We start from the raw sequence: 16,539 nt of genomic DNA, 5'->3' as shown, positions 1-16,539 counted from the left end.
GCCTAAATTTTTTTTAATTTTATCTTTTAATTTAGTAATTTTTCTGATAAATCTCAGTTACCATAGTAGTGGTAACTTGAAACCTATTTTTAGAAGTTTTGTTAATAACTTGTGACTTCCACATATAGCAGTTTTTACAAGCCGATCTATTATCCAACTGATTAAGGATTAAATCGCCTCTAAGTTGATTAAATAAACTTCCACTCCAAATATCTTGCAGAGTTTGTTTATTGTAATCTCCCAGACTAGCAATATCTTGATCAAAACCAAGTCTAAATAAGGTTTCAATACAGTAGTATATTCTGCCGTCAGGCAAAACAGCCATTTCCATAAAGGGAAACAGACAAGCCCATCTCCCTTGCGCTTTCTGAATATAATGTTTGAGCGAATCTTGCAGAGCGTCGTTAATCTTGCTAAGACGCATATTAGTTTCTTTATATTCAGCTAAGTTCAAAACAAAAACACTATCTGCTTTTGATAGCCAACGTTCTCGAAATTTTTGTTCTTCTTCGATAGTAACATCCTGATTTCTGACAAATGATGTCTTCACTTCACAGGGAATTCTCAAGCGATCGCGCAGTTGCAGAAAATTGATAACGTTAGATTCAACTCGGTTGAGATTAGCGCCCCTAATTTTTAAGTAAGTATCGGGTTCAGCAGCATCGATACTAATATCAATACTGGTTAAACCTGCTTCTAATAATGCGATGGCTCGACTTTCATTTAGCAGTTGACCATTGGTAGTTATATGAACTCTAGGAACTCCTTGTTGTCTACAAAGTCGGACAAAATCTATAATCTTAGGATGAAGCAATGGCTCCTCCACACTGCCAATTAAGATCGTTATTCCCTGTTTTCCACATTCTTGTGCTAGTTTTTCCATCATCTCCCAGGACATTGCATTATTACCTGTGAAGAAATCTGTTGTATGTGTTGGCTTGAGCAAAGAACTATGATACGGACACATCACACATTTGAGATTGCAGGTATTTCCAACAATTGCCCTAACATAAGAGGGTTTTACAACCTTGCCATAATAGTCTGCAAAGTAATGTAACTGTTCGTCAAGATCGGTCTGTGAAATAATAGTCAAGGGTGTTGGAATGCCAAAAATTCCCTGATTTGTATTTTCAAATTCTTGCAATAACTGGCTCCAGATATTACTTAATTCCTGGGGATACAAATATGCTAGGGTTGGATATTGAGGTAAACCCAATTCTGATAAAACAGGTAGAGTAGGTCTGAAAGCAACTACCTTCTTTCTAGATTTTACTGCTGCCACGAGTCTTTCTACACTTTTTGAGTGTAAAGGAATACCATGAGGTGGTATTTCCAGCACCATATCCGACATTTGCCAATTGTCTCGGATTTGAATTGGTAAAAGCTTTTGAGTATCTTTGATAATCATATTTTTTTCGTAAAGCTTTAGATAGCACCAATGAAAAAAAGCCACCCTTGTTTTAGGTGCGGGTGGGTCTTTAGCAATTTATACTTTCATAAAATTAAGATGTTTGAAATCTAGAAGACCTTGCCTGAAAGCCTAGTTATAAACTACTGAAAACCTGAATATTTCAGATGAGCTTGAGTTTATGAAACTTTAGCTTATCTAAATCAAGAAGTAGTTGTAGGAATGTAAGGGTTATCTTCATAAAAGTAGGGTTTTTCTTCCGGATTTTGGTCTAACCACTCTTGTAACTGAGATTTATCAAGAGGAGTAACTTTGTTTTGACTAGAATCATCAAAGATATTTGGACGTGGAGGATAGGGAATTGTCATAGTTAGTACCTCCTCATCACTAGGTCCAGGATCGCTGAGATTACCTTCAAATTTATCAACTGTTACTCTAAACTTGAAATATTGTTTATCATCTTCATCAAAAATAGGAAGAAATCTTTCTTCTTTAAAAACTTTAATTAGTAATTTGTATTCATCTGTTTCAGGATCATTAGCGAATAACAATTTCTTCAGTTCTTCATCTTTACCTCTTTTAAAATATCCATCTAATTTTTTTGCAGCTTCCTCATCCTGATTAAGCCATATATAAGAAATGATTTGAGAAATTTTTTTACCTTTGATCAATATTGTTTGAAAGTATCTATGATTTCTATTATCTTTTTCATCTGATATAAGCTTTTGACAATTGGATATCCACTGTTTTGTTCCTATCATGATAATCCTTCCTTAAATTTTAACTTAATCTTACGATCAAAATAAGCATGTTTTACTCTTGTTACAGACAAACATTTAATGAATAATCAAACAATAAAAATAGTTTATTATTTGATTATTTGTTTTTTTCTATTTTAATCTTGTCATTTTCCGTTTTCTCCAAACCATAAAAACGACAAGGATTATCCCAAAGAATCTTTTGTACAGTTTCTTTTGATAATTTTTCCTCAAGCTTTACCATTTCTGCAACGATGTTCGGCTTATGATCCATATGGGGATAGTCCGAACCAAAGATTAAGTTGTCGGTGCCAATATATTCAATCACCTGAGCCAGTAATGGTTCTGAAGGCTCAATGGCAATAAAACACTGGCGGCGAAAATACTCTGATGGCTTGATTTTGACATTATTAAGAATTGTATCCTCCCAATGTAAATTTTCGTATTCTTCATCCAGTCGCCACAGCCAGTAAGGAAGCCAGCCACAACCGGACTCCAGAAAAGCCACTTTCAGTTTTGGATGACGTTCTAATACCCCTCCTGTAATCAAGGCTAATAAAGCCATCATCTGTTCCATCGGATGAGAGCAAGCGTGGGTAGCAAAACGAGTGTTAAACCTTTCTGTTCCAGTAGTTGGCAAACGACTGTGAGTCCCTTCGTGAATGCCTACTGCTATTCCTAGTCGTTCACATTCTCTCCAAAAAGGCTCGTAAGCGGAGTCGCTCAATAGTTTTCCTTTGACGGGATTAGGGCGTAAAAACACCGCTTTCCAGCCAAAATCGACAATTTTATACAACTCATGCACCATTGACTCTGGTGCGTGCAGATTAATTGCTCCTACCCCCTTCAACCTATCTGCATCATAGCTGCAAAAGTCTTTTAACCAATTGTTGTAAGCGCGGGTAAAAGCGCCAGCAACTTCCGGTTGCATAGTATCGATCGCCCAAAGCCACAATCCATAAGTTGGATAAAGGAATGCCAGATCGATCCCCATCTGCATCATCTCTCGAACGTGAGACTCGACATTGTAGCCTTGGAAATAAGCATTAGGATGAGCTGACATCATCTGTATATTCGCCTGATCTCGAACTTGCCTAGAGACTTTTTTTACAATGTCTTCACCTTGAATTTTCATGTCTGCTGAGGGAGCAAACTGTTTAAATTCCGGTTCGAGATACTTAGCCCACATACTGGGAGATTCAATAACGTGGGAATCCGCATCAATAATCGCATATCCGTTTAGCATGATCTTTAATCAATCTGGCTCGAAATTGGGAGTCGGTGCGTAACGCTACAAGTCTGATTACTATAAAATTTTTTCGTAGCTTCAGACATCTTTTGGTGGATTATCTACTACCAGCAATTTCGGTATTTTGTAAATTCGGACGGTAAATACGATCGCACACATCCAATTGGTCTTGCATAATTTTTCGACTATCAGTTGTTCCCAGAGCTTCCCAACTTGCAGATCGAGCGCAGGAATCATAAATATCAGTTGATATTTGCTTATTGGCACTTGCTAGGCTTTGAGATAAAGTAGCAAATGACTTAGCTGCTTCTAAATCGTCATTTTTGCAATTACCAAGAAGAAAGTAAATAGGAATTAAAGCCAATATTACTTTCGAGCGCATAATTTTTCAATGAATCTTAAATATTAGGCATTTTCGTCTTGTTAGTATTGTTGTTTATACGTCTTGTTAGTATTGTTATTTAGAATTTGCTAAACAACAATCCATAAAACTCATGTAAAAACTCATGTAAAAACTCATGTAAAAATGATACTTGTTTATCAAATATTTTTCTTTTATCGAAGATTCCATTTCACAAAAATAGACATGAAATATCTCAATCTCAAAAATTATATAACAATTCGATTTGATTTATGAGAATTCCAAGTGCCACAAACCCAGTTTTTTAAGAAACCAGATTTCTCTATTCTCACGTTCGCATAGCGTGCCCGTAGGGCTTATGATTTAGGATTGCTATATAAAGTAGGATGCACCGCACGCATCCGCAAGCTTAGTATGGCTGAAACCTAGATATATCAAATCAAGAAACTAATATTTTTCGTAGTATAGAACGTCACATCCACATAGGAAAAGAGTTGAGTTGCTCTTCTGTCAGTGGTTCTTGCAACCAACCCATTTTCACCGGAACTTTATAAAGCCGTCCAGGTGCTAACCTTTTCCACATATGGCGCATTCCCGGAACGATTACCTTGGCAACTCTCAGTCCAATATCGGGACGAGTCTGATCTAAAACCACCATTTCTAAACCATTGTTCTCAACGATTTGTTGACAGAGCTTGACATCTTCGAGTAAATCGTCGCTTGCCATTTCGTGATAATCGCCACTGACTTTAGCAGCAATTTTCTTATCTGGAACTAAATAAGGTTGATCGCTCAAAGTTGCGGTTTTCCACCAATCTACCGCCAAGCGATCGGCTGATGGAGGATATTGAGTACTTCCATCAGCTTTGGCAAATAAAACGTTGGGTAAAATTTGGTTAACTTCAGTCAAGGCTCGACTAATAGCAATCTTGGCATCGAAATGAGCGCCATAACCCAACACAATATCTTCTACAGAGCGATCGCTTCTTCGAGTAACAGCAGCAAATACAGGAATATTCAGATCGCTAGTAATATCTAAAACCCAAATTTCTCGATTAATAGTTTGATAATATTGTTTCAGGCTTTGAAAATAAGGATCGTCGAAACTATCTAAATCCACTTGCGGCTTTTGCAGAGAGTTATACCACCACAACGCAACAGCATCCCGTTCTACTAACTCCATAAACCCTTGCAGAATAGCTTCTTCAAGAGTATTTCCCGCCGCACATCCATTGGAATCAGCCCAACAGTCGGGTTTATAGTCCGGTTGATAGCCATAATAACAGTAAGCTGTTGGTAGATACTTAAACTCCTGATGGGTTAAAGACCAAACGGGAGTCCAGTCAATTTCTCTTTGTTCATCAAAAGGTTCGGGGACTTTTTGAAACCAGCTTTGACACTCACCATTCCATTGTTCTCTAGTCTGATATTGCTGTTGGCTGAAGTTCATACAAACATTGGGATGAATCGCTTTATCCCCCATTTGTTGGTAACTACCTTTTTCTCTAATTTCATCCCCTTGAAACACCCCAGAATATCGCTCAATCGCTTCGCAAAAACCACTAGCCATAGCTTGAGAGTCAGTCCTACCTTTACCTGCACTTCTACCCCCCAAATTTTGGCGCAAACTTGCTAAATCGTCGAAAATACTGAGAAAATGATGTTTGGCAATATAATTATGAGTTAATCCATTCCCAGGAATTTTATTTAGTTCTCGCACAACGCCAGTAATGGGACTAATATGATGTTGATATTTCCTGAGAGTTTCTTGTGGCGAACAAGAACGATGTCCTCCATCGGCGGTAAAGGTTTTCTGGCGGTGTTCTAAAACAACAGGTAAGGGGTTGTTGGTTAACCTTACCATCTCTCCACAGCTAGAACATTGAGGACGCTTCACCCAGCTATGATTTTGAGTTTGCAGTGCGATCGCATCGTAAGCAATCAAATTACTTTCCAATTGTTGATTTTCCCCTTGGACAATCCACTTAAACACCTCTGTGGCTGTCATTCCTAAAGCGGTTTGTACTGTAGATGCCAAAAAACCCAAAGGAGGAGCTAAAGGGGAAGAAATGTGCTTCTGTCTCAGAATAAACCCTTCAATCGGTCTATTATCTCGCAAACGCTGTGCTAAACAATTCCAGCAACCTGTTTTCTGAGGATTGAATAAAGGGCCGATCCAGACTATTGTCCCTAATGGCTTAACTAGCATCCAGGGAGATTGAGATTTTAATGCTTGTTGATTGAACTTACCTAGCTCAAGATTGAGATAATCATCGGTTAAAACTACTGTCAAATCACCTTCGTCTGCTACTTGAATTTGGAGAGATTCAAGCACAGCAATCAAGTCAGATGCAGCAACTGAACCTAATGTTTTGACTGCTACTTTAGTCGATTGCAATCTTTGATGGGCTACTGTAGGAGAAATATTGAGATGATGGCAGAATATGCCTAAGTACGATGGAAGAGAGTTATCTTCTCGAACAAGATAGCCCTTTTGTTGCATTTGTAATAAAGCATATTGGGCTTTAATACTTATATTGAGAACTTCTTGGAAGAAGGTGGTAGCTTCATGTAAAGATTTTGACTCTTGCAGTAGTGATTGTTGGATGGTATCTATTATTTCGTCAATATTGCGATCGCCATCGATTAAAGCGGCTAAACTATAAGAAAGGCGATCCCTTAACCAGACTTTTTCTCTCTCTGACAACAAAAATACATTATCTGTTTCTATAGTTTCAACAGAGTAACAAGGATTGAATTGGGGTTTAGGTTGCATTGATCGTTATTAGTTATTTATTTACTAATTACAGTGGGATTCTAGCGTAATACGGTTCAGTAAAAGCGAGCGAATAGCATATCTTATAGCGGTTTTCACTTGAGTGAGAGACAATCTAAAGTAAAATTTGTTACCAATTAAAGCATACTCCATAGATTTGCGGCGGAAAATTACGGAAACTTATAAACGCGAATTTATATCTCAACGTAAATTGGCAGAGCGGTTCAGAGTTGCCCCAAGTTTTATATATAAACTGCTCAAACAATACACAGAGAAAGGGACGCTAGAAGCCAAGAGTCATGGAGGTGGTCAAAGTCTAAAACTGAGTATAGAGAACATAATAAATAGGATATAAATACATAATTTTACTTTTGTCAATTAGAAATTATGCTATAAATTTCTAAAGGGTATAGGTATTAAGTTAACTGTTGTACTGAACTCTGGGACACCAATGAATGATGCGTATCAAGATGACGTGTAGGCTAGCCCCCATAGGCATCGCCTGCTCAAAAATTGTGTTTCCGACCCTGATTTTCGCAATAATTTAAGTACTATTGCTTGTTAACAAATGGTATCCGACTTAACTTCTCACCAATGCCATAGTACACAAGTTCGTATCTCATCCAAATGTATACCGCTATAGTACGAGCTTTCGTATTGCTTCTCCTATTTATTAATTAGTTTTGCTTATCAAACAATTTTTCTGGAAAATGTAATGAATTTTGATTAACCACTTAACATTTTTCTATCATTCTCATGATAAATAATATAGAATCCTTGTAGTATAAGACTTTTCTAAAAATATTGATTTTAACTATTTGGTTAAGAAATAAACTCTTAATCCCTGGCCACATCTAAAGTTAGAAAATCGAACTTAATTTTTCTTTTAGCAGAGTGATGGAACCTGTCCACGAGCGCTAATTTGCTTGTGATGGTAGAACATTAAAAATTTCTTCCTTTAACTTCCTTCAGCATAGCAGCCGTCTGCCTTTTGTTTTATCTTAGTGACATTTGCCTGTAATCTTTATGAACCTTGATTGTCTCTTTGAGATTGTTGATCGCCTGTTAATTGACAGCCACAATCGTCCTCTTAACTCCACAGAAAACCTGATTCTGCGTGGCATTTGGCAGTATAGAACTTATAACCAAATGGCTATAGAGGCTGGTTACAGTCCTGGGTACTTTACCAATGTTGTTGCCCCAGAGTTGTTTGAGCGACTCTCTAAGATCATTGGTCAGCGCATGACCAAGAAAAATTGTCGGGTGCTGCTAGAGTCTTATGTCATCACTAAAGCACCACCAAATACAAAACCTTTGAAACAAGAACTGACGCGATTTTCCCCCACAGTTAACCAAGATACGTCACCTTGCTACCCCAGTGGCTCAGTTCCTCTCGACTCTCCCTTTTACCTTGAACGTTCTTTGCTTCAGGAGCAAATTTATCAAGAAATAGAGAAACCAGGAGCGCTAATCAGGATTAAAGCTCCCAGAGAAATGGGCAAAACTTCACTGCTACTGAGGATTCTTGACTATGCCAACCGCCAAGGTTACTGCACTATTAGCTTGAATTTAGAACAAGTTGAGCAGGCAATTCTAAGCGACTTGAATCAACTTTTGCGCTGGTTGTGTGCCAATATTGCTCGCCAGCTTCAGCGTCAACCGATGTTAGACGAGTACTGGGATGAAGATATAGGAAGTAAAACTAGCTGTACCCTCTATTTCCAAGAATATTTACTAGAATCAATTGATACTCCCTTAATCTTGGCATTAGATGAGGTGAACCATATTTTCGAGTATCCTCAAGTGGTCAAGGATTTTCTACCTTTGTTACGTTCTTGGTACGAAGAAGCGAAAAGAATACCCATCTGGCAAAAGCTTCGTTTGCTTGTAGTTCACTCAACAGATATTTATGTTCCTCTCGAACTTAATCAGTCTCCTTTCAATGTAGGTTTACCGATTCAGTTAGACAATTTCAGCCAAGAAGAGGTGCAGCAGTTAGCCCAACGTTACAGGATTAATTGGTTAGATGGGGAAGGAGCCAGACAATTAATGGCAATGGTCGGGGGGCATCCGGCATTAGTACACTTAGCTCTCTATCATCTAAGTCGAGAGGAGGTAACTCTGTCGCAACTGCTAGAAACTGCTCCCACTACTTGGAGAATTTATTCTTATCACTTACAGCGTCACTGGGCAACCTTGCAAAAACAGCCTGAGTTAGCACAAGCTTTTGATACCGTTCTGAATGCCAATGAAGCTATTCCTTTAGATCCCATCCTTACTCACAAGTTAAGCAGTATGGGGCTGATTAAACTTTCTGGATTTCAAGCGATCGCAAATTGTGAATTGTATCGACGATTTTTTACAAAACAGCAGCAGCAACATTTACAGCGATTTTCAAGTAATTGAACCACAAACTCAGGTATACTGGATAAATAGTATTGTATAACTAAATGCCAATGTTTGCCTCAAGAGACTTGGGTGAGCGTGTGATTAAAACGTATGTTGCAAAGGAAGGATACCGTTTGCGAAATATTACTTAACATAGAAAAGCCGGCTTTTTCGTATATTACATGGAGATCATAAATGTATCTCCCCGTGTAATACATGGTGGAAAGAAAATTAAGTTAGCTGCCTCAATTATTAATAAACTAGAAGAAATACCTTTGGAGGCGTTCCTGATGAAACGGTAGGTATAGCCAAAGCTGCGTTTCTAAAAGGTAATTTATATATGCGACTACGTGATGAACTTGGGGTCTTTTATCAGGATGAAGATTTCGCATCACTTTATGCACAACATGGTCAGCCAGCACAAGATTTTGTGAAATGAGATTACAGCTTATCTTAGTGCCATTCCTACTTAAGGATGTTATTTATTATAAATTTTTCTATGAGTTTTGGAATGAGTTTTATGAGTTTCACAGACTAAGAGGAAACTAACATAAATAATAATGCACATCACTTTTTTCGTTATCCAAAACACAAAATTATCATTGCAGAAGACTAGCATAATGACGGGTGGTTAACTAAACCGACTCTGCAATAGGGTGCAGGAATGGATGCAAAATGGCACTAGTTCGTTTATAAAGTTCGACCAGAGTTAGAAATAATTCTGGATCAGGAACGTGACATGAATGAGATTGCCAATGCGCTTTATGCTCTTTACAATGGCGATGCCTTTAAGCGAGTTATCTATAGGACTTACGCGAAATATCTCTTAAACTCTGATTTCTCCATGTCGCGCCAGTTGCTACCCTACAGGAACGCTAAGAGCGAACAAGTCTCTTAACCGCAAGGGCGCACTGGCTTCTGTGCGCTTCTGCGGTAGCCTGTGGCAAGCCAATGCAGCGTCTACGTTATTCCGTAACTCATGCCTAAGTCCGTCTCTGGCAGATTTCCGTAAAGATATCACTATTAAGTAAGGATCTTAAGAGAAATCGCTTTGGAGTTCCCTTATAAGCAATCACAAGCAAAAAACTGACTTTTGCTTAAAAAACTAAGTAAAGTTTTGTAACCGAAATTAGATATTTGCGTAAAACAAGTTGCAGTAGCAAGAGAAACAAATAGGGGCTGTATTGAAATTACATATAGGATTCTGATTTGATTTTTGAAAACATACTGAGACTCAAAAGCCCGTTTTATCAAGGTTTGATCTGAAATCTTATTCATAAATCAGATATGAGTCATATAGGTTACAAGTATGAAAAACTCTACCCACAAAAGGATGAAGTTTTTGGGCATAGGGAATCGGACATGGAGCATGAGGAAGACTTACCAATGTCCAAGCGGCGACAGGAGCAACCTCGACCACCCACAAGGGGATGGAGTTTCTTGGCGCTTTTGATGAATTTGAGAAAACAAAGCCTAACTTAAAGGATTGAAATGCTGCCATAAGTTTGCAGGAAATGGCAATTCTGGTTCGATTCCACAAAAGTTGTATGAGACCAGATGCAACCAGCAGCTTAGTGATAAAAACTCATTTTTCAAAGCTTATCTAGTAATTTAGTGACTTGAACTATGGTTATTAGCAACCGCTTTTTAGAGCAAAATAACTTTCAAATCAGACTGCTACTAGAAAAGAAGTTACAGCACACTAAGTCCGTAATTGTTGATATGGAAGATGCAGTTTTCTGGGTAAAGCCAGATGCGAAGTTTCTCTACGCTAATAATGCAGCGTGTAGTTTGGTGAGATATTCTCGTGAAGAATTACTCTCTATGACTATGTACGACATCAAACCAGACTTTTCGCCAGCAGTCTGGTCAAAGCATTGGAGAACTATTAAAGAGCAGGGCTACCTATACTTTGAATCTTTATATGGAACTAAGGAAGATCAGACCTTTACCGTAGAAATTACTATTATCTATTTAGAATATAACTTTAACGAATATGGCTGTATCTTAATCCGCAATATCAGTCAACGCCAGCAGGAGTCTATCGTCTTACAAAAGGTTAATGAAGTATTAGAGTACAAAGTGCAACAGCTTATAGCTGAATTAAGAGACGTTAATCAGCAATTATACCGCGAGAAAGTTTTGCGCCAGCAGGTAGAGATGGCTTTAGAACAAGAAAAACTACTCACTGAGTATAGAGCGCACTTTTTCTCTATGCTTTCTCATGAATTTCGGACTCCGTTAAATATTATCTCACTGTCTGCTAGTTTACTGAAACGTCATCTTCATCGATGGACTGAAGAGAAAAAAGTACAATACTTGCAACGCTTGGAAATAGCAGTTGAACAAATCAGCCAATTGATGGATGAAATTTTTCTCAACGGTAGAGCAGAAACAGGAAAGCTCAAGTTTGAGGCAAAACCAATTAACTTGATCCAATTGTGCAGTGACATATTGGCAGAAATGAATTTGAACGAAAGCAACGCCACTTGCTTGATGCCGGGAGTCCCTTTTGAGATTTCTTCCTGCGAAGAACTACACCACTTGCTACTACCGAGAGAATCCCCCTTTCGTGCCGCGTCTCCCAAGAGAGAATCGAGCAAAGGAAGTCTCTGCTCCAACAATGGACAACACAATAGCTTCCCAATATCGGCGTCACCAAAGACCCTTCACCACACAGTTACTTTAATTAGTCAAGGTGATTGTATAGTCTGTGTAGATCAAAAATTGCTACAGCCTATTCTTAGGAATTTGCTCTCAAATGCGGTCAAGTATTCTCCAAACGGCAGCACGATTGATTTGATAGTTTCTCGTCGGGATGAAGAAGTAATTTTCCAGATCAAGGATCGAGGAATTGGCATTTCTGTAGCAGATCAACAACGGCTATTTAAGCCATTTCATCGCGGTACGAACGTCGGCAATATTCCAGGTAATGGATTGGGATTAGCACTTGTTAAAAAGCTTGTAGACTTGCATGGTGGTCAAATTTCTGTTGCTAGCGAGATTGGGGTAGGTACTACATTCACAATTGCCTTGTTAATGCAGTGACAATCTCTGCAACAGGACAGTCAGAAAGTCTATGAATATTCATAACTTATCTAACACTTAACATCAAAAGGGCACTATGACCAAAATTCTAGTGATTGAAGATGAGGCCGAAAGCCGAGATATATTTTTAGACAGTTTAGAAGCAGAAGGGTTTGAAGCGATCGCTGCGGAAAATGGTCTTGTTGGCATTCAGCAAGCACAAGAACACTTGCCTGATTTGGTACTTTGCGACATTTTGATGCCAGAACTAGATGGTTATGGTGTTTTGAATACGTTGCGCCAAAACCCTTTAACAGCAACAATTCCCTTCATTTTTTTCAGTGCCAAATCTACTAAAACCGAGGTTCGTCAAGGGATGAATTTGGGAGCTGATGATTATCTTACCAAGCCCTCGACAGTAGAAGAATTGTTGGAAGCGATCGCTACCCGATTAAAAAAACAAGTAACCATGCGCCAGTGCTACGTTGCTCAGTCCCAGCAAGTTCCAGAACCACAAAGTACTAACACCAAATCGATAGATCCGCAGTCCCTCTTGCCTACTTGTCCTCAGCTAAAAGAGGTTTTTGACTTTATCGAAGCCAATTATTATCAATCGATTACCTTATGCGATGTAGCCCAAGCAGTAGGTTACTCCGCAGCTTACTTAACCGACCTAGTGCGACGCCAGACAGGAAAACCAGTGAATCATTGGATTGTCGAGCGCCGGATGGCAGCAGTGCGTGCTTTACTTTTAGAAACTAACCAGTCTGCAAATCAGATTGCTGAGGCTGTGGGCTATCAGAATGAGGGTCATTTCTTTCGTCAGTTTCGCCAGTATCACGGGACTACCCCCCAAGCTTGGCGCAAGGCGCAGCACATCCAGTAGTTAAAAGCTGAACTAGCGCCTCAGTAATCGGAAAACCCGTTTGCTGCTCAAACTAAAAGCTTTGAATTTCCACCTCTGAGTGGGCTTAACTATAGTCTTAAACTTTTGCTAAGGGGTTTCAGGCGCAAACCAACAATTAAAACACCGACACCTAGCAAGCCTAAAGTTGCAGAAGGTTCGGGGACTGGTTTGGGTTCCACACCCACTGCTACAATACGATCCTCTGCCTGAATCAGTCCGAAGCCAAGTTTGGAGTCGAAGCCTGACGAATATCTGTCAGCCGTATTTCTTAAAGCATCATAGATTTCTGTAAGTGTTGCGCTTGGATCAGCCTCTAGTAACAGTGCTGCAACTGCGACAGTGAAAGGAGCCGATGCCAAAGTACCTAAGAAGGTGTAGAAGTCGGGGTTGGCACCAAGAGGGGAACCTCCACCTAAGTCAAAGGAAATTTTGCTAGCCCATCCAAAGCCACAACATCTGGCTTGAAAGAATCTGGGATGCCTTCGGAAGAGAATGGTTCTAGCTGCCCCTGCTTTACAACAACATCGAACGTTTTGCTGGAGTAGGATTTTGCGTTCCCGTAGTACACTGCTCCAATGGTCAGTGCATTTGGGTTATTTGGATGCCCGTATATTGGGATACCAGGTACTTGGCTATCGGCGGGAAGATAATTATTATCAGCACTAGTGAAGTAAGAAATCCCCTGGTTAACTACCACGTTAATCGCTTGGTTAATTGGCCCGTCTGGAGGCTCCAAATCTACTAGGTTTAAAGGTGCATCAGGAGAAGTGATCGCAGGGTATACGTAACTCCAATCATCCACGATTATATCTGCCCCGGCAGCCGCTAGAGCCTGAATGCCTTGACCGAAAGAATCCGTAGTACTCAAGCTTGTGTGAAATGCTAAGTTAGCCCCTGGAGCCACAGTATGGATGATCTGCAATAAGGCGCGACCCTCATCCGTGGTATCAGCCTTAGCATAATCCTTTAGCACGTTAACATTAGATGGTAGGTAGCCATATAAAAAAATTTGTTAGCTTTACACAAATATTGTGCATTGTATTTAGCTTTTGAATTTTCTAATTTATTAGATATCAATCTCAACCTTCGGTTTGTTCAAATAAAAAGTTGATAAACTTGATGAAAACAAAACTGATTAATTAGCTTTAGTCACCTATAGTATTTCAATGAATTAAACCAAAAAATCCAAAGGAAAAACATACCATGACAAACAATCCAATTGATCCCCAAAAGAAAATCGATTCCCAACAGCAATCTAATGAGTTATCTGATGAGGAGCTTACTTCGGTTTCCGGTGGTATAGAACTAGGCAAAGTAGTAGACGCTGCTAAGGACTTTGTTACTGACGTTTACAAAGAGGGCAAAGGTTTAGTTTCTGATATAGGGAAAAAACTTGATAAACATTTATAAACTTATTTAATTATTAAATATCTTAAAACTCAATGTCTGAATCTTCATAAACCTGATTATGGAATAAAGCAGAATAACTTTCAGACATCTTGATTTTGAGAAATTTTTTTACCAAACTCAAGTCGAGTTAATGGTAACTGGTAATTCAAGCTTCTCTTATATTGAATGAAGCGATCGCATCCATTGGTTAGATAGCTGGCAGGATGAACCCAAATCTGCTTACGCCCTAGCAAGAGGTGTAATATGAGCCAAACAATTAATTCCCCTGCTTTAGAGAAAGAATTGCTTCCCAACAAAGGAACCGACAATTTTGAGTCTTTAAACAGTGTTTTGGATGCTCAATCTCCTATCTTACTGCATTCTGGTTGGCAAAATTGACGAGCCGAGCCTTTTTAAAGGTTCTTGTTAAGGCGAAGCAGTCCTAAAGAGTAGCAGTAGTCTCTGCTACTCTTTGGGATTGAGGCAACTGATTTAATAGCCTCTTAAAATGTATGTCTGTTGAAAGCGCACGAACCTTTTACGAGCAGGTAGCCACAGATGAACTATTGCAAAAGCAACTGCAAAATGCTGCCAGTGATGAGCAACGCTTAGAAATTGTACTAGCTGCTGGCTATAGTTTTACATTGCCAGAATGGGAAGCTGCTTTAGCAAAAATCTCAAAATCAAGTGATAGTATGAGTGATGCAGAGCTAGATGCGATTCTCCAAAGGAGACACTTCGTGAACGCAGGTGGGCTAAAGGTTGTCCCTTACCAACCACCGCCCAAGGTATGGTCGAGTTTAGGGCAAATCGGCTCAATTAAACTCTTGCGTCGGTTGTTTAACCCCTCTGCCTGGTCTATCAGAACGAAACTCTCGGTAGCACTGCTCTGTGTTGCCCTTATACCGATGAGCTTCACCACTTATCACAACCTCCAAGAAAGCCTAAAGAGTGCGGAGGAGAGCGAATACCGCAAACTGGAACTCTTAGCCACCAGTAACGCTAGTCGCCTCGACCAGCTAATTATCGACATCCAGCGTGTTGCAGTCCAAGTCAGTACTGACAAGGATGTAGTAGGTTTTCTGGCTGCTACTAATCCTCAGAAGCAAGCAGCCTTCCGCTCTTCGATGCAACGAACGCTTGATAACGTCTTTCGCTCCAACCCCGACTATGATGCTGTCTATATCATAGATACAAAGGGGCGCTGCCTTGCTGCCACCGACCCCACATTCATTGCTCAAAACTACGCTTTTCGTGAATACTTCCACTTGAGCATTCAGGGACGCCCTTACGTCTCTGGCATTATACTGGGTACAACAAATGGCCGACCAGGCATCTACTTCTCCAACCCTGTACGGTCTGAGGGCGGCAAAATTGTTGGTGTAGCGGTTTTAAAAATCAAGGGAGCAGACATCTGGGCGATTGTAAATGCGTTGCAGGCTGGCTCTCAAAGTTATGCCTTCTTAGTTGACCAGCGTGGAGTCATTATCAGCCACCCTGATAAATCGCTGCTTTATCATAGCCTAGTCCGCTTGCCAGCTAACAAACAACAGCAGAGCGAAACTGACAGGCTTTATGGTGTTGAGCAAATCAAAAGCTTGAACATTCCAGAGTTAGCAGCTGCGATCGTGGGAGCTAAACAGACAAGTCACACCAGCTATTATTCTCCAATCGAGCAGACGCGTCAAATGATCGGTTTTGCTCCTTTACAAGAGCAACCTTGGGTGTTGGGAGTGAACAAAGCCCACGCAGAGTTTGATGCTCCCTTAAATGAACTGATTTGGCAGAACAGCCGCAGCTTACTGGGAGTAGGAGCGATCGCCGCAATCATCGCCTTGATTTTAGCGCAAAGTATTGCCAAACCGATTCGTGTGCTTACAAAAGCAGCACAATCCCTGGTAGAGCAGAATGATTTTGATACTCATCAGTTAGCTAAGGTGTCTGACACCAATGATGATATTGGTCAACTAGTGCGCGTTTTCCTGCAAATGGCCCAAGAGGTAAAGGCACGAGAGCAAAAGCTAAAACAGCAAGTGATGGAACTGAACGTTGAAATCGACGAAGCGAAAAAGGCACGTCAGGTAGCTGATATCACACAGACTGATTACTTCCAGCAATTGCAACAAAAAGCGCAAAAAATGAAAGCGCGAACCCTCAAAGATGATGATAAAGAAACGGATTACTTCCAGCAGTTACAACAAAAAGCCCAAAATCTTAAAGGTCGCATTGCACAAGTAGCTGATTGAAGAAATTTGCAGATAGCAACTATATCGAAG

Annotated in this window: 14 protein-coding genes; 7 read left to right on the top strand and 7 right to left on the bottom strand. The window is 39.8% G+C overall.

Features of this window, described 5'->3' with window-relative positions; all coding sequences use genetic code 11:
* Positions 1-31: 31 nt before the first annotated feature.
* From V7L20_RS31140 to V7L20_RS31120, 5 genes are all read right to left on the bottom strand, one after another.
* Positions 32-1,408, bottom strand: coding sequence for a radical SAM/SPASM domain-containing protein (locus V7L20_RS31140; RefSeq protein ID WP_334747782.1), 1,377 nt, complete (start codon positions 1,406-1,408; stop codon positions 32-34).
* 203 nt (positions 1,409-1,611) lie between these two features.
* On the bottom strand, positions 1,612-2,169 hold the full coding sequence (locus V7L20_RS31135) for a hypothetical protein (RefSeq protein ID WP_334747781.1): 558 nt from the start codon (positions 2,167-2,169) through the stop codon (positions 1,612-1,614).
* A 115-nt stretch (positions 2,170-2,284) separates the two neighbouring features.
* Positions 2,285-3,412, bottom strand: coding sequence for an amidohydrolase family protein (locus V7L20_RS31130; RefSeq protein ID WP_334747780.1), 1,128 nt, complete (start codon positions 3,410-3,412; stop codon positions 2,285-2,287).
* A gap of 100 nt (positions 3,413-3,512) precedes the next feature.
* Complete coding sequence (locus V7L20_RS31125; RefSeq protein ID WP_334747779.1) at positions 3,513-3,797, bottom strand: hypothetical protein; 285 nt, start codon at positions 3,795-3,797, stop codon at positions 3,513-3,515.
* Positions 3,798-4,248: 451 nt separating this feature from the next.
* Positions 4,249-6,552, bottom strand: a complete 2,304-nt coding sequence (locus V7L20_RS31120) for a TOMM precursor leader peptide-binding protein (RefSeq protein WP_334747778.1) — start codon at positions 6,550-6,552, stop codon at positions 4,249-4,251.
* Between the two features lie 1,026 nt (positions 6,553-7,578).
* Here V7L20_RS31120 and V7L20_RS31115 point away from each other — a divergent pair.
* From V7L20_RS31115 to V7L20_RS31100, 4 genes are all read left to right on the top strand, one after another.
* Entirely contained in the window at positions 7,579-8,958 is a 1,380-nt protein-coding gene (locus V7L20_RS31115; protein WP_334747777.1) for an AAA-like domain-containing protein, read from the top strand.
* A 1,269-nt stretch (positions 8,959-10,227) separates the two neighbouring features.
* A complete protein-coding gene (locus V7L20_RS31110; RefSeq protein ID WP_334747776.1) occupies positions 10,228-10,422 on the top strand; it encodes a hypothetical protein in 195 nt (64 codons plus the stop codon).
* A 144-nt stretch (positions 10,423-10,566) separates the two neighbouring features.
* A complete protein-coding gene (locus V7L20_RS31105) occupies positions 10,567-11,988 on the top strand; it encodes a sensor histidine kinase (RefSeq protein ID WP_334747775.1) in 1,422 nt (473 codons plus the stop codon).
* Between the two features lie 76 nt (positions 11,989-12,064).
* On the top strand, positions 12,065-12,853 hold the full coding sequence (locus V7L20_RS31100; RefSeq protein WP_334747774.1) for a response regulator transcription factor: 789 nt from the start codon (positions 12,065-12,067) through the stop codon (positions 12,851-12,853).
* Positions 12,854-12,942: 89 nt separating this feature from the next.
* On the opposite strand, the gene V7L20_RS31095 is transcribed toward V7L20_RS31100, so the two are convergent.
* On the bottom strand, positions 12,943-13,302 hold the full coding sequence (locus V7L20_RS31095) for a S8 family serine peptidase (RefSeq protein WP_334747816.1): 360 nt from the start codon (positions 13,300-13,302) through the stop codon (positions 12,943-12,945).
* On the bottom strand, positions 13,287-13,847 hold the full coding sequence (locus V7L20_RS31090; RefSeq protein ID WP_334747773.1) for a hypothetical protein: 561 nt from the start codon (positions 13,845-13,847) through the stop codon (positions 13,287-13,289). The genes V7L20_RS31095 and V7L20_RS31090 overlap by 16 nt, the downstream gene beginning before the upstream one ends.
* A 230-nt stretch (positions 13,848-14,077) precedes the next feature.
* Between V7L20_RS31090 and V7L20_RS31085 the strand changes: the two genes are divergently transcribed.
* From V7L20_RS31085 to V7L20_RS31075, 3 genes are all read left to right on the top strand, one after another.
* The gene (locus tag V7L20_RS31085; protein ID WP_334747772.1) at positions 14,078-14,284 is read left to right on the top strand and encodes a bacteriocin; all 207 of its coding nucleotides are present in this window, start codon (positions 14,078-14,080) and stop codon (positions 14,282-14,284) included.
* A 243-nt stretch (positions 14,285-14,527) separates the two neighbouring features.
* Positions 14,528-14,662, top strand: a complete 135-nt coding sequence (locus V7L20_RS31080; protein ID WP_334747771.1) for a hypothetical protein — start codon at positions 14,528-14,530, stop codon at positions 14,660-14,662.
* Positions 14,663-14,775: 113 nt separating this feature from the next.
* Complete coding sequence (locus tag V7L20_RS31075) at positions 14,776-16,509, top strand: Nif11-like leader peptide family RiPP precursor (RefSeq protein WP_334747770.1); 1,734 nt, start codon at positions 14,776-14,778, stop codon at positions 16,507-16,509.
* Positions 16,510-16,539: the final 30 nt, after the last annotated feature.

Source organism: Nostoc sp. (assembly GCF_036916735.1).
GTDB lineage: Bacteria > Cyanobacteriota > Cyanobacteriia > Cyanobacteriales > Nostocaceae > Nostoc.
This window is presented reverse-complemented; position numbering and strand designations above follow the sequence as displayed.

Bases quoted from the DNA above. Each gene is read 5' to 3' on its own strand.
- V7L20_RS31100 (WP_334747774.1), top strand. From the start codon at position 12,065: ATGACCAAAATTCTAGTGATTGAAGATGAGGCCGAAAGCCGAGATATA.
- V7L20_RS31130 (WP_334747780.1), bottom strand. From the start codon at position 3,412: ATGCTAAACGGATATGCGATTATTGATGCGGATTCCCACGTTATTGAA.
- V7L20_RS31125 (WP_334747779.1), bottom strand. From the start codon at position 3,797: ATGCGCTCGAAAGTAATATTGGCTTTAATTCCTATTTACTTTCTTCTT.
- V7L20_RS31140 (WP_334747782.1), bottom strand. From the start codon at position 1,408: ATGATTATCAAAGATACTCAAAAGCTTTTACCAATTCAAATCCGAGAC.
- V7L20_RS31105 (WP_334747775.1), top strand. From the start codon at position 10,567: ATGGTTATTAGCAACCGCTTTTTAGAGCAAAATAACTTTCAAATCAGA.
- V7L20_RS31120 (WP_334747778.1), bottom strand. From the start codon at position 6,552: ATGCAACCTAAACCCCAATTCAATCCTTGTTACTCTGTTGAAACTATA.
- V7L20_RS31080 (WP_334747771.1), top strand. From the start codon at position 14,528: ATGAGCCAAACAATTAATTCCCCTGCTTTAGAGAAAGAATTGCTTCCC.
- V7L20_RS31135 (WP_334747781.1), bottom strand. From the start codon at position 2,169: ATGATAGGAACAAAACAGTGGATATCCAATTGTCAAAAGCTTATATCA.
- V7L20_RS31110 (WP_334747776.1), top strand. From the start codon at position 10,228: ATGAGTCATATAGGTTACAAGTATGAAAAACTCTACCCACAAAAGGAT.
- V7L20_RS31115 (WP_334747777.1), top strand. From the start codon at position 7,579: ATGAACCTTGATTGTCTCTTTGAGATTGTTGATCGCCTGTTAATTGAC.
- V7L20_RS31085 (WP_334747772.1), top strand. From the start codon at position 14,078: ATGACAAACAATCCAATTGATCCCCAAAAGAAAATCGATTCCCAACAG.
- V7L20_RS31075 (WP_334747770.1), top strand. From the start codon at position 14,776: ATGTCTGTTGAAAGCGCACGAACCTTTTACGAGCAGGTAGCCACAGAT.